Consider the following 18,187-nt stretch of genomic DNA (forward strand, 5'->3'; position numbering starts at 1 on the left):
CCTCGCCTGCGGTACACGCGGAAGGAGTCACGCACCCATTTTTCCGGGTTAATGGCGGGTGTTGGATTTCGCCTGTCCGCCCACCCATGTGCTGTGGACGGAAAGGTCCGGCTTCAGCAGCACGAGGTCCGCGCGCTGTCCGGGCGCGATGCGGCCCCGGTGGCCGTGCAGGCCCATGAACGTGGCGGGGTGGAGCGAGGCCATGCGCAGCGCCTCCTCCACGGGCACGCCGAGCGCGTGGACGCAGTGGCGCACCGCCGCCGTGAGGTCGATGTCCGCGCCCGCGAGCGTGCCGTCCCCGGTCTCCAGGCGGCCATGGCGGCGCAGGATGGTGCGGCCCTGGAGGGTGAAGGACGTGACGGGCGTGCCGACGGGCGGCATGGCGTCCGTGACGAGGAACACCTTGCCCGGCGGTTTGACCTTGAGGAGCAGGCGCAGGTTGTCCGCGTGCACGTGCACGCCGTCCGCGATGACGCCGCACCACGCGTCGTCCTGGGTGAGCGCGGCGACGACGGGGCCGGGCTGGCGGTTCATCACCGGAGGCATGGCGTTGAACAGGTGGGTGAAGCCGCGCACGCCCGCGTGCAGGGCCTGGGTGGTGCGCTCGCTGGTGGCGGCGGTGTGGCCCGCGCTGAGCACCACGCCGGCGGTGGCGAGGCGGCGCAGGGTGGCGTCGTCCACGCACTCGGGCGCGAGCGTCATCAGCACGCGGCCGCCGTGCGCGGCGAAGCGGCGGGGCAGGGCGGTGAGGTAGTCGAGGTCGCGAGGGTCGGGCGTGCGGATGAATGACGGCACGTGGACGCCCGCGCGCTCGCGGCTGATGAAGGGGCCTTCCAGGTGGATGCCGAGCACGCCGCTGTCAGGGCGCGAGGTGGCGGTGAGCGCGGCCTCGCACGCCTCGCGCATGCGGGCGGCGTCGTCGGTGATGAAGGTGGGCAGCAGGCCCGTGGTGCCGCACGCGCGCATGGCGGAGGCGATGGCGAGCGCGGCCTCCTCGGTGGGCGTGTCGTTGAAGAGCACGCCCCCCGCGCCGTTGACCTGCACGTCCACGAAGCCCGGAGCCAGCAGCGTGTCACCGGGCAGCGTGTGCACGGTGGCGCGGGTGGGGATCGCGGAAGAGGGGACGACGGCGTGGACGGTGTCCCCTTCGAGGACGACGGCGTGGCCTTCGAGGAGCTGGTCCCCGGTGAAGACGCGAGCGCCTTGAAGGACGGTGGGCGTGGGCATCACACGGTCTCCGTGACCTTGCGCAGGTGCGCGGGGGCATCCGGATCCAACCCGCGCGCTGTCGCGAGCTGGTGCACCGCGAAGTAGAAGCTCTGCACCTGGCACAGCGGCGCGAGCGCGGCGGGAAGCTCCGGCAGCGTGGGCAGGGATTGCGCGCCGGGAACGGGCAGGGCGGTGTGGACGCTCGCGCCCAGCTCGACCATGCGCTGCACGACGTCTCGGGTGCCCTGCGCGGCGTTGTCCTCCTGTCCCAGCGCGAGCACGGGGAAGCCCGGCCGCACCAGCCCGAGCGGACCATGAAGGACCTCCGCCGTGCTGAAGGCCTCGGCGTGCATGCGGCAGGTCTCCTTGAGCTTGAGGGCCATCTCCAGCGCGGCGCCCAGGCCGCTGCCCCGGCCGACGACGTAGAGGCTGGTGGCCTCCTTGAGCGTCGCGAGCGCCGGCCACCAGTCGAGCTTCCCGGCGGCCTCCAGCGCGTCCGGGAGCCGCCGAGCGGCATCGTGCAGCTCCGCGGAGTCCGACCAGTGCGCGACGAGCTGGAGGAAGGCGAGCCCGGAGAGCAGATAGGACTTGGTGGCGGCGACGCTGTGCTCGGGGCCCGCGGACAGCGGGACGCGCACGTCGCACAGCGAGGCCAACGGCGAGGATTCTTCGTTGATGAAGCCCAGCACGACGGCGCCCCCCGCGCGGGCGGCCTCGGTCATGCGCAGCAGGTCGGGGCTCTGCCCGGACTGCGAGACGGCGATGAAGAGCGCGTCGCGCAGGTCCAGCGAGCGCGTGTTGTAGACGGACGCGACGCTGGGGCCCAGGGACGCCACGGCACGGCCCAGCGTGGTTTCGATGAGGTACTTGCCATAGACGGCCGCATGGTCGGAGCTGCCCCGGGCGCAGGTGACGACGAAGCGGGGCGGCGTGCGGCGCAGGCGAGCGCCCAGGTAGGCGAAGGTGTCGCGGCAGCGTTCAAGCTGGCGGCGGGCCGCGGCCGGAGCCTCGGCGGCCTCACGTGCGAGGGCGGGCAGGGATGGATTCGTCTGGGTGGGGTCCACGCGCAGGGGGATAACAGCCTCCCGGGGTGGACGGGGGGAGGAAGGCGCCGGGCGTGATGCGTCCGACATCCCGTGCGCGGCTCGGAAGGCCATGACGTCAGGCCGGACCTGGAGCGGGCAGGCACGGCCGCTTCATCCGCCTGCCTTGACGGCAGGCAAGGGGCGGAGGAGAGAGGACGTCATGCTGAAGACCGCCCTGGGCCGTTTCCGCGCCGTCGCCTTCTGGGAAGGCCTGTCCTTCCTGGTGCTGCTGCTCATCGCCATGCCGCTGAAGTACGTGCTGCACATGCCCCTGGGCGTGCGCGTGGTGGGCATGGCGCACGGCCTGCTGTTCGTGGCGTACCTCTACACGCTGATGATGGCGGCCATCGAATACCGCTGGGGCGTGAAGCGGATCGCCGTGGCCTTCGTGGCCTCGCTCGTGCCGGGCGGGACGTTCTGGCTGGACGCGCAGCTGCGCGGTGAGGCGCTCGCGCTGGAGACGGCGAAGACGCGCTGAGCGCGGGGACCCGCGCGCCTACTCCCCGGCCATGATCATGGCGACGCTGGCGAAGACGAAGCCATTCAGGATGAGGCCCGCCACCGCGGGCGCGAACACCCGGGCGGGCCGGTAGCGCTTGTGGTTGAGGAGCGCCACGAGTCCCATGACAAACCCGGCGCCGAAGAGCAGGACCAGGACGTAACCCAGGGGCCGCGAACCCAGCAGCGAAGGATCCGAGAACCGCTGGATCATCACCGCGATGACGTAGAGCAGCCAGCTGCCATGCGCCAGCAGCCTGCCCCCGCGCGCCCGGTTGCGCTCCTCTGGCGTCAGCATCGCGTTCATCTCGCTCCCGAGAACCGGGGACGCTGCCGAAGTCCTTCGCCGCGCAGCATAGACGACCCTGGTGGGATTGACCCTGTCCTGGGGACGACCCATCATGTCGTTCATGGAAGATAGGACCTCAGGGGTTGTTGGCGGGTATCCCCGCGCACCCTCCCAGAGGGCATGGGATGCCATGACCGCAGAGGAGCAAGCGCAGGTCGTGGAGTCCCTCCCTGGCGAGGTGACCTGGAATGAGATGCCAATGCCCGAAGGCGATTGGCACACCGGCCCGCGCACCTACGTCTGGAATGTGTTGCGCAGATACTGGGCCCAGCAGTCCCGGCGGGCGTACGTGAGCTCCGCGCTCCCCATCTACTATCCCGAGGAGCCACGCTTCGCGCCGGACCTGCTGGTCGTGCTGGATGCGGAGCAGCGCACTCGCAACAAGTGGGTGTGCAGCGCCGAGGGCCATGGGTTGGACTGGGTCATGGAGGTGCACGCGGGCGGAGATCGGAAGACAGCCGCTGACGCCAATGTGCAGCGCTACGCCCGCCTGGGGATTCCGGAGTACTTCATCCTCGACGGACGCGATTGCACGCTGGAGTGCTACCGGCTCGCGACACCCGATGCGCGCGTCTACACACGCCTGGAACCGCAGCGGGGGCGCTACGTCTCCAAAGTGCTGGGACTCGATTTCCAGGCCGAAGGCGAGCGCCTCCAGCTCTGGACGAGTGCCACGCCGCTGCTGAGCTACAAGGAGCGTGTCCGCCAACTGGAGGAAGAGCTTCAGCGCCGCGATGACCTGGAGCGCCAGCTCAAGGAACTCGAGGCCGAGCTCGCCCGGCTCAGGCGAGGGTGAACGCCCTCGCCAACGTCAGCACCTCCACCCGCGTGGCCCCCGCAGCCCGCAGTGCGACGCCCGCGGCCCGCGCGGTGGACCCGGTGGTGAACACGTCGTCCAGGAGCAACACCTCCTGCCCCTTCACCGCTCGCGACGCGACGAACGCTCCCGCCACGTTGCCCGCGCGCTCCACCTCACTCAGCCCCACCTGCCGCCGCGTCTCCCGGGTGCGCTCCAGCCAGTCCCCCGGCGCCGTCCGCCCCGTGGCCTTCGCCAACTCTCCCGCGAGCAGGTGCGCCTGGTCGTACTGCCGCTTCCGGAAGCGCCGCACATGCAGCGGCAACGCCACCACGCACCCGGGCGCGGTCCGCAGGAACCGCCGCGCCTCGTCCGCGAGCAGCGCCCCCAGCGGCGCCGCGAGGTCCGGCTGGTCCTCGTATTTGAACCGGTGGATGGCCCGCGCCACCGGCCCTTCGTGCGCGAACGGCGCCCAGGCCCGGCTGAATGGCGGCGGCACCGTCCGGCAGCGGGGACAGGTGTTCCCCGGGAACGCGCCGGGCTCCGCGCACGTCCGGCAACACACCGGCGGCAGCCGCTCCAGCGCCGTGTCACAGGGCTCGCAGAACACCGCGCCCACGCCCGGCAGCACCTTCGCGCAGGCCAGACACATGGGCGGATAAATCAAATCCAGCAGGGCCTTCCACATCACCGGGACTCCCAGGGGCAGCGCATCCTCGCGCCCCTCGTGCGAGCCCCGTGCCGCTCACTCCGCCGTGCGGCCTCGCGTCTTGTACGTGAGCACCGGCGCCAGCGTCGCCACCACCCGCACCAGCCCCGCCTCCACCAGGTCCGTCACCACGCGGTCGATGGCCTTGTACGCGGGCGGCGCCTCCTCGAAGAGCAGGTCCCGGTCCTCGCACACGACGTGACTCTTGAAGGACGTGCGTGTCAGCGACTCCGCCGTGAAGCGCTCCTTCAGCCGCTCCCGCGCCGCCGTGCGCGTCCACTTGCGTCCCGCGCCGTGCGCCAGGCTGTGCGCGCTCTGCTCGCCCGTGCCCACCGGCAACACCAGATAGCTCAGCGCCCCGCGGCTGCCGGGAATCACCACCGGCCCCTCGTCCCACGGCGCCGCGCCCTTGCGGTGCAACCACCCCACGCGTCCGCCCTCATGCCGCGCGGTCACGCTGTTGTGGCACACGTCCAACACCCGCCGGCCCGTCGCGCCAATCCCATCCAGCGCCCGCTGCGCCACCAGCGCCCGGTTCGCCTTCGCCCAGAGCACCGCGCCGTCATGCCGGGTGAGGTACGCGCGCGCCTCCTCCGAGTCCGCCGCCAGCCCACCCGCCGCGTGCCGGTCCACGTGCGTGCGCAGGATGGCCTCGCCCAGTCCACGCGACCCCGAGTGCACGAGCAGGAGCAACCGCTCCTCCCGCAGGCCCAGCGCCTCGAAGACGCGCGCGTCGTGCACCTCCTCCACCCGCTGCACCTCCGCGAAGTGGTTGCCGCCGCCCACCGTGCCCAGCGCCGCCTCGAAGCCCGTGCTGCTCGCGCCGTGCTCCGCGAGGACCGCGTCCGTGTCCCCCTCCCACGGACCCTCCAGATCCAGCTTCGCCGCCCAGCGCTCCGCCTTCGCCTTGCGCGCCAGGAGGTCCACGTCCCACAACCCCATGCCACAGCCGATGTCGCTGCCCACGAGGTAGGGATACAAGAAGCCCTCGGACTCGAAGGCCGCGCCCACCGGGGCGCCCTTGCCGGGATGCAGGTCCGGCAGTCCCACCGCCAGCCGCATGCCGGGCAGGCGCGCCACCGCCTCCAGCTGGCGGACGGCCTCGCCCTCCACCCAGGACTGGGGCGAGGCGATGATGCGCACGGTCGCGGCCGTGGAGGTTTCAGAAGAAGGCGTGTTCATGATGGCCGGTCCCGACGCGGAGCCTTTCCACGCCCTGACACCCGGGCCCACGCCCCGGCCAGACAGGCTGCCCGGCCGCTTACTTGTGGTAGGGCTCGCCCTTCAGGATGGTGAACGCGCGGTAGAGCTGCTCGATGAGCACCACCCGCGCCAGCCGGTGGGGCAGCGTCATCCGCGACAGCGACATCACCTGATGCGCCGCGCCGCGCACCGAGTCATCCAGCCCCTCATCCCCGCCGATGACGAAGAGCAGGTCCTTGGCGCCCGTCTGTGCCTTGGCGACGTAGCGGGCGAGCTCCACCGAATCCAGCAGCGTGCCGCGCTCGTCCAGCGCCACCACCCAGTCCTGCGGCTTGCGCTTGCCGAGGATGGCGGCGGCCTCCGCGGACTTCGCCTCGCCGGGCTTGAGCTTGCGGCCCGACGCTTCACTCAGCTCCAACAGCTCGAAGCGCGTGTAGTGCTCGAGCCGCCGCGCGTACTCCTGCACGGCGGGCTCGAACAGCCCGGAGCGGTCCTTGCCGATGGAGAGCAGGCGGACCTTCACGGCGGCTAGGACAGCTTCTCCCGGGGCGCGTCCGCCCACAGCCCGTCCAGGTCGTAGAAGGCGCGCACCTCGCCGTTGAACAGGTGGGCCACGACGTCGTCGTAGTCCAGCAGCACCCACTGGCCCGTCTCCAGGCCTTCGGTGCTGATGGGGCGCAGGGGCTGCGGCTCCTGCTTGAGCTGCACCTGGACGTTCTCCGCCATGGCGCTCACCTGGCGGTCGCTCTCGCCGGAGGCGATGACGATGTAGTCCGCGTAGGACGTCATCCCGCGCATGTCGAGGATGACGACGTCCGTGGCCTTCTTGTCCAGCAGCAGCTTGCCGATGCGGCGCGCCAGCTCGCGCGCCTTCGCATTCTCCGCGGGCTTGGGAGGCGCGGGCGGGGCGGCGGCCTTCGGGGCCTTCTTGCGCGCGGCGGCGGTCTTCTTGCGCGGCGGCGGACGCACGCCCGGCTTCGCCTTCTTGGCGGCCGTCTTCTTGCGGGCCGGAGCCCGGGTGCCGGTCTTCGCCTTCGCCTTCTTGGATGCAGGGGTCTTCTTCTTCGTGGCCATGTGGCGGATACCCTAGCGCACCCTTGGCAAGCTTCCAGCGCTCCTCTAATGGGTTCCGTCCATGAGCGACGCCCGCCTGGAGCAGTTCAAGAAGATGACGGTCCAGTTCCCAGACGCCCCCATGGCCTGGTTCTCCCTGGGGAAGCTCCACCTGGAGCGCAAGGAATACGACAGCGCCATCCAGACCCTGGAAACCGCCGTCCGCCTGGACCCGAAGTACGCCGCCGCCCTCGTCTCCCTGGGGGATGCCTACGCGGGGGCCGGCCAGACGGACAAGGCGAAGCAGGTGCTCACCACCGCCCGGGACCATGCGCTCGCCCAGCAGCACCCCAGCCTGGCGGAGGAGATCGACGAGCGCATCGCCGACCTGGACTGAGAGTGCTCCGGAGCCTGGGGCTCCTAGTCCTGGTCCCGCCAGGTGAAGCCCACGCCGAACACCTGGCGTGTGTAGTGGAGGCCGTTGCGCGGCAGGCGCGTGCTCCAGATGCCCCAGGACAGCTCCAGGTCCACGCGGGCGGAGACGGGCCGGGCCAGCTTGAGGGACAGCGAGTTCTGCCCCTCGTCCTCCTCCACCAGGACGATCTCCGGCGACAGGAAGATGCCGTCCGGGTAGCGCGCCAGCCCCAGCGTGCCCTGCGCCAGCAGCGTCACCCGCCACGGCAGCCGCACCCCAGCGCTGCCGGTGAGCCGGTGGCGCAGCGCCGTCTCGCCGAAGCTGTTGGAGCTGACCTCCTGGAAGGCATACGTGAGCGACAGCTTCACCGGCCCCCGGTACGTGTAGCCCGCCCCCGCCACCAGCGCGCCGTCCTGCCGCCGCCCGGGGGACGCGCTGACGCCCGGGAAGGGCCGGGCGAAGGGGCCGTAGCGGCGCGAGCCCCACTCGCCAAAGACACTCAGCGTGTGACGCGGAGTCAGCCGGTAGCGGCCCAGCACCCCCACCTCCGGGCCGCCGAAGTCGGCCGTGTGGTCCGGGCGGTACACGAAGCGGCGCGCGCCCAGGCGCAAGCGCAGGGCCAGGCGCACGTCCGGGGCGTACTCGGCGAAGAGGCTCGCGCCCAGGTCCGAGTACGCGCGGCTGCCGCCCCGCCGGTCCTTGGCGTGTCCTTCGGCGCCCACGCCCCACTCGGTGCCCAGGGCGAGCGAGCCCTCCAGCGCGCCCGCCTGCACCAGCGTGTCCTCGTTGGCGTAGTCCACGTACTTGCGCGCGCCCAGCTCGTACCGGCCCACCACCTGGGAGCGCTCGCCGGTGCCCCTTCCTTCCGCCACGCCCAGCACGCTCAGCGCCAGGTCCGTTCCAGGGCCGGAGGTGGCGCCGTCGGTGAAGTCGCGCGGGGCGTTGCTGTCCATGAGCAGCCGGCCGGTGCCCCGGAGCGAGCCCTGCCACTCTGCCGCGCGCGCACCTCCGCCCCAGGGCAACGCGAGGGCGAAGAGGAGCGGGAGGAGGCGGCGGTCCAAGACGCGCGCACCATACTCCGGCCCGTGGGCCTGCCCCACCCTCGCAAGCGCCCATCCCGGCCGAGTCGCCCCGGGGACACCCGGGGGGCCCGCGGTCGGTGACGCCGCACCCGGCCGCCCGGTACATTGCGGCCATGTCTTACGCGTCCTTCCTCGCGGTGGTGGCCGGCCTGGGGCTCTCCGCCTGTTCCCCGGCGTCCTTCATCACGGAGGTCCAGGGCGAGGCGACGGTGCCCGCGAGCCCCGCCGGCACCCCCACGCTCCTCAACGCCTTTCCCGCCATCAGCAGCTTCTCGGCGCTGGACTTCAACGAGAACCAGGACTTCAAGAACCGCGACGTCACCAAGGACGAGGTGTCGCGCGTGCAGGTGAAGTCCATGACGCTCAAGGTCCTGAGCCCGAACGACCAAGGCTTCGACTTCCTGGACTCGCTGGAGGCGGTGGCCCGCGCGGGCAACTCCGAGTCGCGCTTCGCGTCGCGCGACGGCATCGCCGGGCTGGGGCTGAACGCGCCCAACCCCACGCTGTCGCTGAAGGCGGACGGGAGCGTGGACCTGCGGCCCTACGTGGCCGCGCCCTCCATGGCCATCATCCTGCGCGGCACGGGGCGCCTGCCGGAGCGCGAGGTGCGCGTGCAGGCCACGGTGGTGCTGGAGGTGGAGGGCGGCCTGCTCTAGCTAGGGGGCCAGCGTCTTCGCGCGGCGCTCCAGCGCGCCCGCGCGTCCGTCCAGCTCGCGCGCCAGGGACTCCAGCCGCGCGGCTTCCTGCTCCAGCGAGGAGAGGTCCTCCGGCCCGCCCGCGGCCAGCGCCTGGGCCCGCACCGGGTCCACCTGGGGCCGCCGGTCGCTGGCGATGACGCTGCCAGCCGGGGCCAGCCCGCCCGCGGGAGTCCCGCCGGCTCCCCCTCCGCTGGAGTCGTCCGAGTAGGTCGGCATCTCCGTCATCGGCTCCCCCACGGCCACCTGGCCGGTGCCGCCCCGCTGGGTGGGGGCCACCAGCAGGCCCCGGTCGCCCGCCGTGCGCAGGCGCAGGCGCCGGTCCTGGTCGTCGAACATGGACTCCTCGCCCAGGAAGTCGTTCATGCGCCGGTCCAGGTCGCGCTCCTCGCGCACCTCGGTGATGCGCGCCTTCAGGGCCGTCAGCCGCTGCCGCACCTTGTCCTGGGTGTCGCGCAGCGCGTCCGCCTGCGCGAGCAGGTCCTCCGGGTCATCCCCGCGCGCCGAGCCGTCCAGCGCCGGCACCTGGGAGGCGGGCAGCGCGGCGCGCACGGCCTCCCGCTCGCCGCGCACGGACCGCATCTGCTCCACCAGCCGCGCCCGCTCCGCCCGGTCCGTCGTCGCGTCCCACGCCGCGCGCAGCCGCGTCAGCTCCTGGGACAGCGCGCCATGCAGCGCCAGGTGCGCGCGCTCCACCTCGCCGTCCGCGCCGGACACCGACTGCGCCAGCCCCGTCAGCTCCCCGCTCAGCTCCTGCGAGCGGCGCAGCGCGGACTCCAGCTCGTCGCCCGCGGTGAGCTTCCCCTGGCGCTGGGCCTTGAGGGATTCGATGCGCGCGGCCAGCCCGTTGAGCTCGTCGCGCAGCCCCTGCTGCCGGGTGCGCAGCGTGCGTGCTTCCGTGCGCGCCGCCTGGGCCTTCGCGCGCGTCTGCTCCAGGCCGGACGTCGCCCCGGCGGGAGCGGCCACGAGCAGGCACAGGAGGAGGGGGAGGACACGCGACATCATCGGGGGGACACCGTCAGCAAGGCGGATGCCAGTCCTTCCCTCCTACCCCGTTCCCCCACCCGACGGAAAGCGCCCTGGTTCCGGGCACCTGCACCGGGCCGGGTGGGACGGGGTGGGTGGGCCGGACGGTGGAAAGTCATGGGGCCGGGGTGGGGGTGACGGATTTCCGAGGCCCCGGGGGCCAGGCCCCGCTCCTCGCGGCTAGCCCTCCTCGGGGCGTTCACCGCGCGGCAGGAAGCCGTACTTCTCCAGCTTGTAGTAGAGCGCGGAGGTCTTGATGCCCAGCAGCCGGGCGGTCTCCGTCTTCACGCCGCCGGCCTTCTCGTAGGCGCGGGCGATGAGCTGGCGCTCCAGGTCCTCCAGGATGTCGGGCAGGGGGCGGTCGCCCTGGGGCACCGGCAGCCCCGCGTCCATGCGCGGCGGCTGGCCGGCCAGGTGCGAGGGCAGGTCCTGCGGGGTGAGCGTCTCGCCCTCGGCGAAGACGAGCGCCTGCTCCATCACGTTCTCCAGCTCGCGCACGTTGCCGGGCCACGCGTGGCGGGTGAGCGCGTGCAGCGTCGCGTCGTCGATGCCGGTGACGCGGCGGTTGACCCGGGGCGCGTGCTTGGCGACGAAGTGACGGGCGAGCGCGGGCAGGTCCTCGGGGCGCTCGCGCAGGGGCGGCAGGGTGAGCGGGACGATGTGCAGCCGGTAGTAGAGGTCCTCGCGGAAGCGGCCCGCCTTCACCTCCGCCTGGAGGTCGCGGTGCGTGGCGCTCACCACGCGCACGTCCACCTTGAGCGTCTCCTCGCCGCCCACGCGCTGCAACTCCTTCTCCTGGAGCACGCGCAAGAGCTTCGTCTGCACGGAGGCGGGAATCTCCCCAATCTCGTCCAGGAAGAGGGTGCCGCCGTCGGCCAGCTCGAAGCGGCCCAGCTTGCGCTTCACCGCGCCGGTGAAGGCGCCGCGCTCGTGGCCGAACAGCTCGCTCTCCAGCAGCGTCTCCGCCAGGGCGGCGCAGTGCACGACGACGAAGGGGCCGTCCTTGCGCGGGGAGCGCTGGTGGATCATCCGCGCGACCAGCTCCTTGCCGGTGCCGCTCTCGCCGCGCACGAGCACGGTGGCGTCGCTGGCGGCCACCTTGCGCACCTGGGCGAGCAGCTTCTGCATGGGCTCGCTGTCGCCCACGAGGTCGCGGTGGGTGAGGGCGGCGTCGGCGTCATGCGCGTCCGTGCGGGCGGTGAGGCGCTCCACCTGGCGGCGCGTGGCGGACAGCTCCAGGCCCTTGTCCACCTTGGCGCGCAGCACCTCCGGGGGGAAGGGCTTGGTGATGAAGTCGTAGGCGCCCTCCTGCATGGCCTGCACGGCGGTCTCGATGGTGCCGAACGCCGTCACCACCATGACAACGGCGCCCGGGTCCGCCTGCTTGAGGGCGCGCGTCACGGCGATGCCGTCCATGCCGTCCATCTTCAAGTCCGTGACGACCAGGTCGAAGGGGCCCTTCTTGTACGCGGCCAGCCCGTCCGCCCCGCTCTTCACCGCGGACACGGTGTGGCCGGAGCGGGTGAGGGTGACGGTCATGCCCTCGCGGAGGGTGTCGTGGTCGTCGATGACGAGGATGCGGGCCATGCGCCTGCTCGGGAAGGAAGGGTGGGGTGTCGCCGGGGTGGGCTCCGGCGGAATGCACACGCCAGGCCACCCTACACCGGACCGGCCGGAGCGCAGGGGGGCCTTCCGTGAAAGGGCTGGCGTCCCGGGCGCGGTGGGTGTCTATCCGGGCGCATGGCCCACGCTTCCCTTGCCCTCGCTGACCTGCTCGCGCGCCACGTCCCCACGGACGACAAGGAGCGCGAGGACCTTGCGCGCATGCGCCACTTCGCCGCGTCGCTGGAGGAGCCCTTCTCCCGCTCGCAGGTGGAGGCGCACTTCACCGGCAGCGCGGTGGTGGTGGACGCGGCGGGAGGACGGGTGGCGATGCTGCACCACGCGAAGCTCAAGCGCTGGTTGCAGCCGGGAGGGCACGCGGAGGCCGGGGACGGAGGCGACATGGAGGCCACCGCGCTGCGCGAGGCCCGTGAGGAGACCGGGTGCCGCGTGCGCCTGCACCCCACGGCGCCGCGCCCGCTGGACGTGGACGTGCACGTCATCCCCGCGCGCAAGGACGAACCCGAGCACCGCCATCTGGACGTGCGCTACCTGGTGGTGGCGGAGGACCCCGAGTCGCTCGCGCATGACCCCGCGGAGTCGTTCGGCATCCAGTGGCTGGGATGGGAGGAAGCGCTGGCGCGCGCGGACGAGGCGCCGCTGCGTCGCATGTTGCTCAAGGCGCGCGAGGTGTTGAAGACGGAGTAGGACAGGGCAGCGTCAGCGTGAAGACGGTGTCGCCCGGCGTGGAGCGCAGGGCGAGCTCACCGCCGTGGGCCCGGACGATTTTTCGCGCGAGCGGCAGCCCCAGGCCGGTGCCCTGCTCGCGGGTGGTGAAGAAGGGCTCGAAGATGCGCTCCTGCTCGGCCTCGGGCACGCCGGGGCCCGAGTCCTGGACGTCGATGGCGTAGCGGCCGTCGCGCAGCTCGCCGCGAACGCGCACGCGGCTTCCGGCGGGCGCGGCCTGCACGGCGTTCTTCACCAGGTTCACGAGCGCGGCGGTGAGCAGGCTGCCATCCGCCTCCAGGTGCGCGGGCGCGGCGGACATGTCCAGGGACACGCCCTTGCCCTCGGCCTCCGCCGAGAGCAGCTCGCACGCGTTGGAGACGAGGTCGGGCGCCTCCATGGGCGCGCGCGCCAGCGGCTGTTCACGGGCGAAGGCGAGGAAGTCCTCGACGATGCGCTGGAGGTAGGAGACCTCGCGCTGGATGCGGTCGACGTGGCTGTTCGCGTCCGCGTGCGCGCCCGCGCGCAGGTCCTCCTGCAGCAGGCCGGAGAAGAGCGCGATGCCGCCCAGCGGGTTGCGCACCTCATGGGCCACGCCCGCGAGCATCAGCTTGAGCTGCCGGTCCCGGCTCTCCAGCGCGCCGCGCATGACCTCCAGCTCCCGCGCGAGCACGCCAATCTCCCGGGTGGGCTCCGGAGGCACCGGCGTGGTCAGGTCCCCCCGGCCGATTCTCAGCGCGGAGTCCATCAGCCGCCGCAGCGGGCGGGCCAGGCCTCGCGCGGTGATGACGGCGATGAGGGCGAGCGCGACGAGCGCCACGGCGCTGGCCATGACGAAGGTGCGCCACAGCCGCCGCAGCGGTCCGAAGAAGGCCGCGCTGCCCTCCACGCCGATGGCGCCCACCACCTGTCCGTCCTGGACCACGGGCGCGTAGCCCGTCTTGTAGAGCAGCCCGTCGGAGCCGGTGAAGAGCACCTGGCTGGCGGCGCGCTTGCCGGCGAGGACGCGCGTCAGCTCCAGCCGGTCGCGCGCGAGGTCCGGGACCTCGGTGCCCACGGGCAGGTTGCCGCCCGCGTCCGCGCGCACGCGGCCCCGCGTGTCCACGGCGTAGACGCGGCGCACGCCGCTCGCGGTGCGCACGCCGTCCAGCAGTCGCACGAGGTTGCGCCAGGTGCGGGTGCCGGACACGTCGTCGCCGGGCTCGATGGTGAGCATGCGCTCGCCGCTGACCTGGCTGGCGGTGGCGGCGGCGAGCGCGGACAGGCTGGCGCCCAGCTCGTCCTCCAGGCTCGCGCGAGCGAGCGCGTACACGGACGCGCCCGCGAGCGAGAGGAAGAGCAGGGTGGGCAGGAGGAACGCCAGCAGCAGCCGCGCGGACAGCGAGCCCAGCGCGTCCCGCGGACGGGAGGATTGGGGGCGATGCTTCATCCGGGCGGTGCTCCTCGCACCCCTGCATCAAACGGCATGCCCCGGTCCCTGGCCAGTCCTCGTTCTTCGTTCGGAAGCGGCGCGAAGCGCGCGGAATCCCCCGGACGGGTGATGGCGGTGGCTGCCGGAGCGTGGCGTTGATGGGCACGAACGGCGTCGTTGAGAAAGCACGCCGGCACGGCTCCACCGAGCGGAATTCACGTCAGGACGGGGCTCACGAAAAACGTCAGACACGACTGGTAGATGTGAGTGATTGAGGGGGCGCGTCATGCTGACGGGATGGCTGGGACGATTCGGCGCGGGGGCGGTGCTGGTCCTGTCGCTCACGGCCTGCGGTACGCCGGGCTCCCGGACCCTGCCGGTGGGGATGCACGGCTACGGGCGTTATCGCAGCGCTTCACCGGCGTCGTTCACGCGCGACTCCGCCTGGGGCGGCGCGGGTTCGAACGGCACCGTGGGTGGAGAGGAATTGGGCCGCTACCTCGCGTTCATCCGCGAGAAGCGAGCCGCCTTGAAGCAGCCCGCCGTGATGGAGACGGAGCGTCAGGTGGGCCATGCCGCGCTCAACGACCTGATGCTCTGGGCGTCCGCGCGGACGGAGGAGGAGCTCGCGAAGGACGAGCCGCTGGAGGTGTACCTGCGGCTGAAGGCGAAGCACGCGGAGGCCCTGCTCGAGGACGGCAAGCGTTCGGCCCGGGCGGAGGCGAAGCTGGAGGAGTTCCACCGCTGGGCGGATGCGCGCCGTCAGGCCCTGGCGGACGCGCACATCCGCCGTCTCGGGAGTGATGGACTGCTCACCGAGAGCGCGCTCTACGAGGAGACGCAGCTGGCGCTGCTGGATGCGGTGCTGGACTGGGCCTACACGCACACGGAGGACCCGGACTTCCCGCGCAAGAGTCCCAGTGAGGTGGCGCTCTACCTGCTGGCGCGCGACAGCCTCCTGGCCTCCGCGGTGGAGGCGGGTCGCTTCGCGCCGCCGACGTGGGACCCGGCCCGTGAGTCCCCGGGCGTTCCGCCGGAAGACGTGGTGCTGGAGATCGCCCTGGGCCTGCTGCCCGTCTCCGGAGAGGTGGCGGATGTGGGCGGCGTGGTGCTGGGGCAGAGTCTGCTGGGATACCCGCTGACGGACGGCGAGCGCCTGCTGTGCGCGGTGAGCGTGGCGCTGCCGGTGGTGTCGGGACGGCTGCTGTCAGAGGGGGCGCAGGGCGTGGAGCGGGTGGCCCTGCTCACGGGCCGGAGCCTGCGTGAAGTGCAGGTGTTGCAGCGCGTGGTGCAGCACCTGTCGCCGCGGGAGGCGCAGGAGCTTCGCCGGGTGCTGCGCGCGGCGGGGCGCGGTGATGCCGTGTCCGCGGAGGACGTGGAGCGGCTGCGAGCGCTCGCGAAGCGGCTGGAGGCACCGCTCGCGGAAGCGGGGCGCGTGCTGGCCCAGGGCAAGCGCGTGGCGCTGGTGGGCTCTCGGGCAACGGCGGAGGGCGCGAGGCTGGTGCCGGGCAGCGCGGAGCACCTGGCGCAGGCATGGGTGGACTACCAGTTCCGTCACCCGGGCAAGTATCCGCGTTTCAACTACACCGTGGAGCCGGAGTGGGAGCGGCTCTACCAGACGGTCATCAAGAACAAGGGGGCGGGCAGTGCGTTCGAACAGTCCGTGCTCCAGAGCAAGAAGCTCCCGAAGAACTCGAGCCTCCTGATGCCGCCCCCCGGCAGCAAGGCCGAGGGCTTCATCCCGGACGCCGTGACGGGGCACAAGGGGGACCTCGTCTGGGGCAGTGCCTACGACTTCGTGGAGGTGAAGGGCCGCAAGGAACTGGCGCTCACGGGCAATGTGGAAGCCATGCTGAACTATGTGAAGCAGTATGGTGGCTCCATCGAGCTTTGGCTCCGTTCCGCCAAACATCCCGAAGGGGCGACACGGCTCACGGGGCCACTGCAGGATGAAATCGCAGCACTCAAGCGGCTGGGCCGTGCCAACATCCGGTTCTTCCCTTGAGGGTGGTTGATGGCTCCGCGCTATTTGAAGACCTGGTTCTCACTGCCCCCAGGTGTGCCGCCGACGAACATCATCCGCGAGCTCGTCCGACGGTTCTTCTCTGAAGGTCGCTGGTTCCAACCCGTGCGCTACGGGAGCGTCGGCATGAGGGAACAGTTGGAGCCTGGCTCCTTCAATCCGGATGGCCCTACGGCCTACTACGACGAGTTCAAACACTTCTTCATCGGGGCTAAGACGAATCGGGACTTCATTCGTCTCTCGCCTGAGCGCTTCGGGGAGTATCCTTTCGCAGGGTCATTCTCTTGGACGACCTCCGTCGTGGAGGCTCGGAAGGCGGTTTGGCGGGAAGCCCATCTGCGGCAGGTCGTCGAAATCATGAACCTGCTGGGCTCGCCCCTTGCCCAGTCAGGCCTCGATGACGATTTCCAGCGCAAGGGCGACCGGATCGAGCCGAACGAAGATGGCTTCGGCTCCAAGCTTGTCTTCAACCTGCGCGACTACAGCGAAGGCCTCTCCGGCCTCTACTGGCGCAACGTCTTCGGCGCCCCCTTCGTGGACCTCTTCGGCCCGCGCCTGGACGCCATCCCCGCGTCCCAGCGCCAGTCACTCGACGGTGGCCTCGTCCTGGTCCAGCCCTACGAACTCCCCACCCAGGCCATGACCCCGGAAGGCGACGCCGCGGAAAGCCAGCTCATCGCCACCCTGGGCCGCGACGCCTTCTTCGACCTGCCCACCCTCACGAAGCCCACCCGCGTGCCGGACGTGTCCTGGATGCTGCACAAGCACTGACGCTCCAGCCGTCAGTCGAACATCGCGGACAAGGCTTCGCTCAGCGTCTCCACGCCCACCACCTGGAGCTTCGTCTCCTCCACGCGCCGCGCGCTGCCGGCCGGCAGCACCACCCGCTGGAAGCCCATCTTCGCGGCCTCCGCGAGCCTCGAGTCCACCTGGCCCACCGCGCGCACCTCGCCCGCGAGCCCCACCTCTCCCAGCACCAGCGTCTTCGCGTCCAGCGGCCGGTTCTGCAGGCTGCTCACCAGCGCCGCGCACACCGCCAGGTCGCACGCCGGTTCGCTCAGCTGCATGCCGCCCGCCACGTTGACGAACAGGTCGCAGCCCACCAGCGGAATCTCCTCCTTCTTCTCCAGCACCGCCGCCAGGAGCGCCACGCGGTTGCCGTCCACGCCAATCGCCGTGCGCCTCGCGGTGCCGTAGCCCGTGGGCGCCACCAGCGCCTGCACCTCTACCAGCAACGGACGGGTGCCGTTGAGCGTGCTCGTCACCACGCTGCCGGACTTGCCCTGCGGCCGCTCGGAGAGGAACAGCGCGGAGGGGTCCGTCACCTCCACCAGCCCCGCGCCCTTCATCTCGAAGACGCCAATCTCGTTGGTGCTGCCGAAGCGGTTCTTGTGCGCGCGCAACAGCCGGAACGGGTGGCCCCGCTCGCCCTCGAAGTAGAGGACCGTGTCCACCATGTGCTCCAGCACCCGGGGACCCGCGATGGAGCCCTCCTTCGTCACGTGCCCCACCAGGAACGTGGGCACCCCGCTGCGCTTGGCGAACGCCATCAGCCGGCCCGCCACCTCGCGCACCTGGGTGATGCTGCCCGGCGCGTTGCCCAGCTCCGGCAGGTACATGGTCTGGATGGAGTCCACCACCAGCGCCTGCGGCTTCAGGGCCTCCGCCGCCTGGAGCACCCGGTCCGCGTCCGTCTCCGCGAACAGGTGGATGGACTCGCTCTCCACCCGCAGGCGCTCCGCGCGCATCTTCGTCTGCCGCAGGCTCTCTTCACCCGACACGTAGAGCACCGGCCCGTGCCGCGCCAGCTTGTCCAGCGCCGCCAAAAGCAGCGTGGACTTGCCGATGCCCGGGTCGCCGCCCAGGAGCACCAGCGAACCGCCCACCACGCCGCCGCCCAGCACGCGGTCGAACTCCGTGATGCCCGTCCGGCGGCGGACCTCCGTCTCCGCCGTCACGTCCTGGAGCTTCACCGGCCGTGAAGCGCCCCCCGACGCGCCCCACGCCGGGCGCTTGTCGTCCACCTTCGCTTCGGTCTCCTCCAGGAGCGAGCTCCAGGCCCCGCAGTCCGGACACTTCCCGAGCCACTTCGCCGTCTGGTAGCCGCAGGCCTGACAGGTGTAGTGCGTCTTCGCCTTCGCCATGGGTTGAGGTGTCTATCCCAGACCCCTGACGTTTCCCCGCCTCATGCGTAAGTCATGCCAGGAGAGCAGGCAGGCAGGTTGTCGTGGATCAGGTAGCGGGTTGCCCCACAGGGAGGGGCAACCCAGTTTCTGGACCACGGGCGACGCGAAACAGCGCGCCC

The 18,187-nt window shown here is 71.7% G+C and carries 19 protein-coding genes; 7 read left to right on the forward strand and 12 right to left on the reverse strand.

The genetic code is table 11. From position 1 onward, the window contains the following. Positions 1–48: 48 nt before the first annotated feature. Positions 49–1,227 carry an N-acetylglucosamine-6-phosphate deacetylase gene (nagA, locus tag NR792_RS32970; protein WP_375756678.1) on the reverse strand — a complete coding sequence of 393 codons (1,179 nt, stop codon included), beginning with the start codon at positions 1,225–1,227 and terminating at the stop codon, positions 49–51. Continuing rightward, entirely contained in the window at positions 1,227–2,273 is a 1,047-nt protein-coding gene (locus NR792_RS32975) for an SIS domain-containing protein (RefSeq protein ID WP_375756679.1), read from the reverse strand. The genes nagA and NR792_RS32975 overlap by 1 nt, the downstream gene beginning before the upstream one ends. A 181-nt stretch (positions 2,274–2,454) precedes the next feature. Between NR792_RS32975 and NR792_RS32980 the strand changes: the two genes are divergently transcribed. Continuing rightward, positions 2,455–2,772: a DUF3817 domain-containing protein gene (locus NR792_RS32980; RefSeq protein ID WP_375756680.1), complete on the forward strand. Its 318-nt coding sequence runs from the start codon at positions 2,455–2,457 to the stop codon at positions 2,770–2,772. Between the two features lie 18 nt (positions 2,773–2,790). Here NR792_RS32980 and NR792_RS32985 read toward each other — a convergent pair whose 3' ends face one another. Beyond that, positions 2,791–3,099, reverse strand: coding sequence for a hypothetical protein (locus tag NR792_RS32985; RefSeq protein ID WP_375756681.1), 309 nt, complete (start codon positions 3,097–3,099; stop codon positions 2,791–2,793). 172 nt (positions 3,100–3,271) lie between these two features. Between NR792_RS32985 and NR792_RS32990 the strand changes: the two genes are divergently transcribed. After that, complete coding sequence (locus NR792_RS32990) at positions 3,272–3,937, forward strand: Uma2 family endonuclease (RefSeq protein WP_375756682.1); 666 nt, start codon at positions 3,272–3,274, stop codon at positions 3,935–3,937. Here NR792_RS32990 and NR792_RS32995 read toward each other — a convergent pair. The 4 genes from NR792_RS32995 to rsfS all read right to left on the reverse strand — a co-directional run bounded on the left by NR792_RS32995 (position 3,924) and on the right by rsfS (position 6,923). Continuing rightward, positions 3,924–4,625, reverse strand: a complete 702-nt coding sequence (locus NR792_RS32995) for a double zinc ribbon domain-containing protein (RefSeq protein ID WP_375756683.1) — start codon at positions 4,623–4,625, stop codon at positions 3,924–3,926. The genes NR792_RS32990 and NR792_RS32995 overlap by 14 nt on opposite strands. 57 nt (positions 4,626–4,682) lie before the next feature. After that, the gene (locus NR792_RS33000; protein WP_375756684.1) at positions 4,683–5,828 is read right to left on the reverse strand and encodes an RNA ligase RtcB family protein; all 1,146 of its coding nucleotides are present in this window, start codon (positions 5,826–5,828) and stop codon (positions 4,683–4,685) included. Between the two features lie 79 nt (positions 5,829–5,907). Continuing rightward, positions 5,908–6,372, reverse strand: a complete 465-nt coding sequence (locus NR792_RS33005; RefSeq protein WP_375756685.1) for a 23S rRNA (pseudouridine(1915)-N(3))-methyltransferase RlmH — start codon at positions 6,370–6,372, stop codon at positions 5,908–5,910. A 5-nt stretch (positions 6,373–6,377) separates the two neighbouring features. After that, entirely contained in the window at positions 6,378–6,923 is a 546-nt protein-coding gene (rsfS, locus tag NR792_RS33010; RefSeq protein WP_375756686.1) for a ribosome silencing factor, read from the reverse strand. Between the two features lie 61 nt (positions 6,924–6,984). Between rsfS and NR792_RS33015 the strand changes: the two genes are divergently transcribed. After that, positions 6,985–7,299, forward strand: coding sequence for a tetratricopeptide repeat protein (locus tag NR792_RS33015; RefSeq protein WP_375756687.1), 315 nt, complete (start codon positions 6,985–6,987; stop codon positions 7,297–7,299). A 23-nt stretch (positions 7,300–7,322) separates the two neighbouring features. Here NR792_RS33015 and NR792_RS33020 read toward each other — a convergent pair whose 3' ends face one another. After that, a complete protein-coding gene (locus NR792_RS33020) occupies positions 7,323–8,378 on the reverse strand; it encodes a hypothetical protein (protein ID WP_375756688.1) in 1,056 nt (351 codons plus the stop codon). Positions 8,379–8,512: 134 nt separating this feature from the next. Here NR792_RS33020 and NR792_RS33025 point away from each other — a divergent pair, with 134 nt between their 5' ends. Beyond that, entirely contained in the window at positions 8,513–9,055 is a 543-nt protein-coding gene (locus NR792_RS33025) for a hypothetical protein (protein ID WP_375756689.1), read from the forward strand. Here the strand turns inward: NR792_RS33025 and NR792_RS33030 are convergent, their stop codons facing one another. Together NR792_RS33030 and NR792_RS33035 are read right to left on the reverse strand one after the other, a co-directional pair. Beyond that, complete coding sequence (locus tag NR792_RS33030; protein ID WP_375756690.1) at positions 9,056–10,099, reverse strand: TetR family transcriptional regulator; 1,044 nt, start codon at positions 10,097–10,099, stop codon at positions 9,056–9,058. A 201-nt stretch (positions 10,100–10,300) separates the two neighbouring features. Further along, positions 10,301–11,707 (reverse strand): sigma-54-dependent transcriptional regulator, encoded by a 1,407-nt coding sequence (locus NR792_RS33035; RefSeq protein ID WP_375756691.1) that lies wholly within the window; start codon positions 11,705–11,707, stop codon positions 10,301–10,303. A gap of 153 nt (positions 11,708–11,860) precedes the next feature. On the opposite strand from NR792_RS33035, the gene NR792_RS33040 reads away from it, so the two are divergent. After that, on the forward strand, positions 11,861–12,430 hold the full coding sequence (locus tag NR792_RS33040; RefSeq protein ID WP_375756692.1) for an NUDIX hydrolase: 570 nt from the start codon (positions 11,861–11,863) through the stop codon (positions 12,428–12,430). Here the strand turns inward: NR792_RS33040 and NR792_RS33045 are convergent. Then, a complete protein-coding gene (locus tag NR792_RS33045) occupies positions 12,399–13,877 on the reverse strand; it encodes an ATP-binding protein (protein ID WP_375756693.1) in 1,479 nt (492 codons plus the stop codon). The genes NR792_RS33040 and NR792_RS33045 overlap by 32 nt on opposite strands. Positions 13,878–14,145: 268 nt before the next feature. Between NR792_RS33045 and NR792_RS33050 the strand changes: the two genes are divergently transcribed. Beyond that, positions 14,146–15,864, forward strand: coding sequence for a hypothetical protein (locus NR792_RS33050; RefSeq protein WP_375756694.1), 1,719 nt, complete (start codon positions 14,146–14,148; stop codon positions 15,862–15,864). A gap of 9 nt (positions 15,865–15,873) precedes the next feature. Then, on the forward strand, positions 15,874–16,653 hold the full coding sequence (locus NR792_RS33055; RefSeq protein WP_375756695.1) for a hypothetical protein: 780 nt from the start codon (positions 15,874–15,876) through the stop codon (positions 16,651–16,653). An 11-nt stretch (positions 16,654–16,664) separates the two neighbouring features. Here the strand turns inward: NR792_RS33055 and radA are convergent, their stop codons facing one another. Then, a complete protein-coding gene (gene radA, locus NR792_RS33060; protein WP_375756696.1) occupies positions 16,665–18,026 on the reverse strand; it encodes a DNA repair protein RadA in 1,362 nt (453 codons plus the stop codon). Positions 18,027–18,187 lie beyond the last annotated feature (161 nt).

Source organism: Corallococcus exercitus (assembly GCF_042231735.1).
In the GTDB taxonomy this organism is placed as follows: Bacteria; Myxococcota; Myxococcia; order Myxococcales; family Myxococcaceae; genus Corallococcus; species Corallococcus exercitus_B.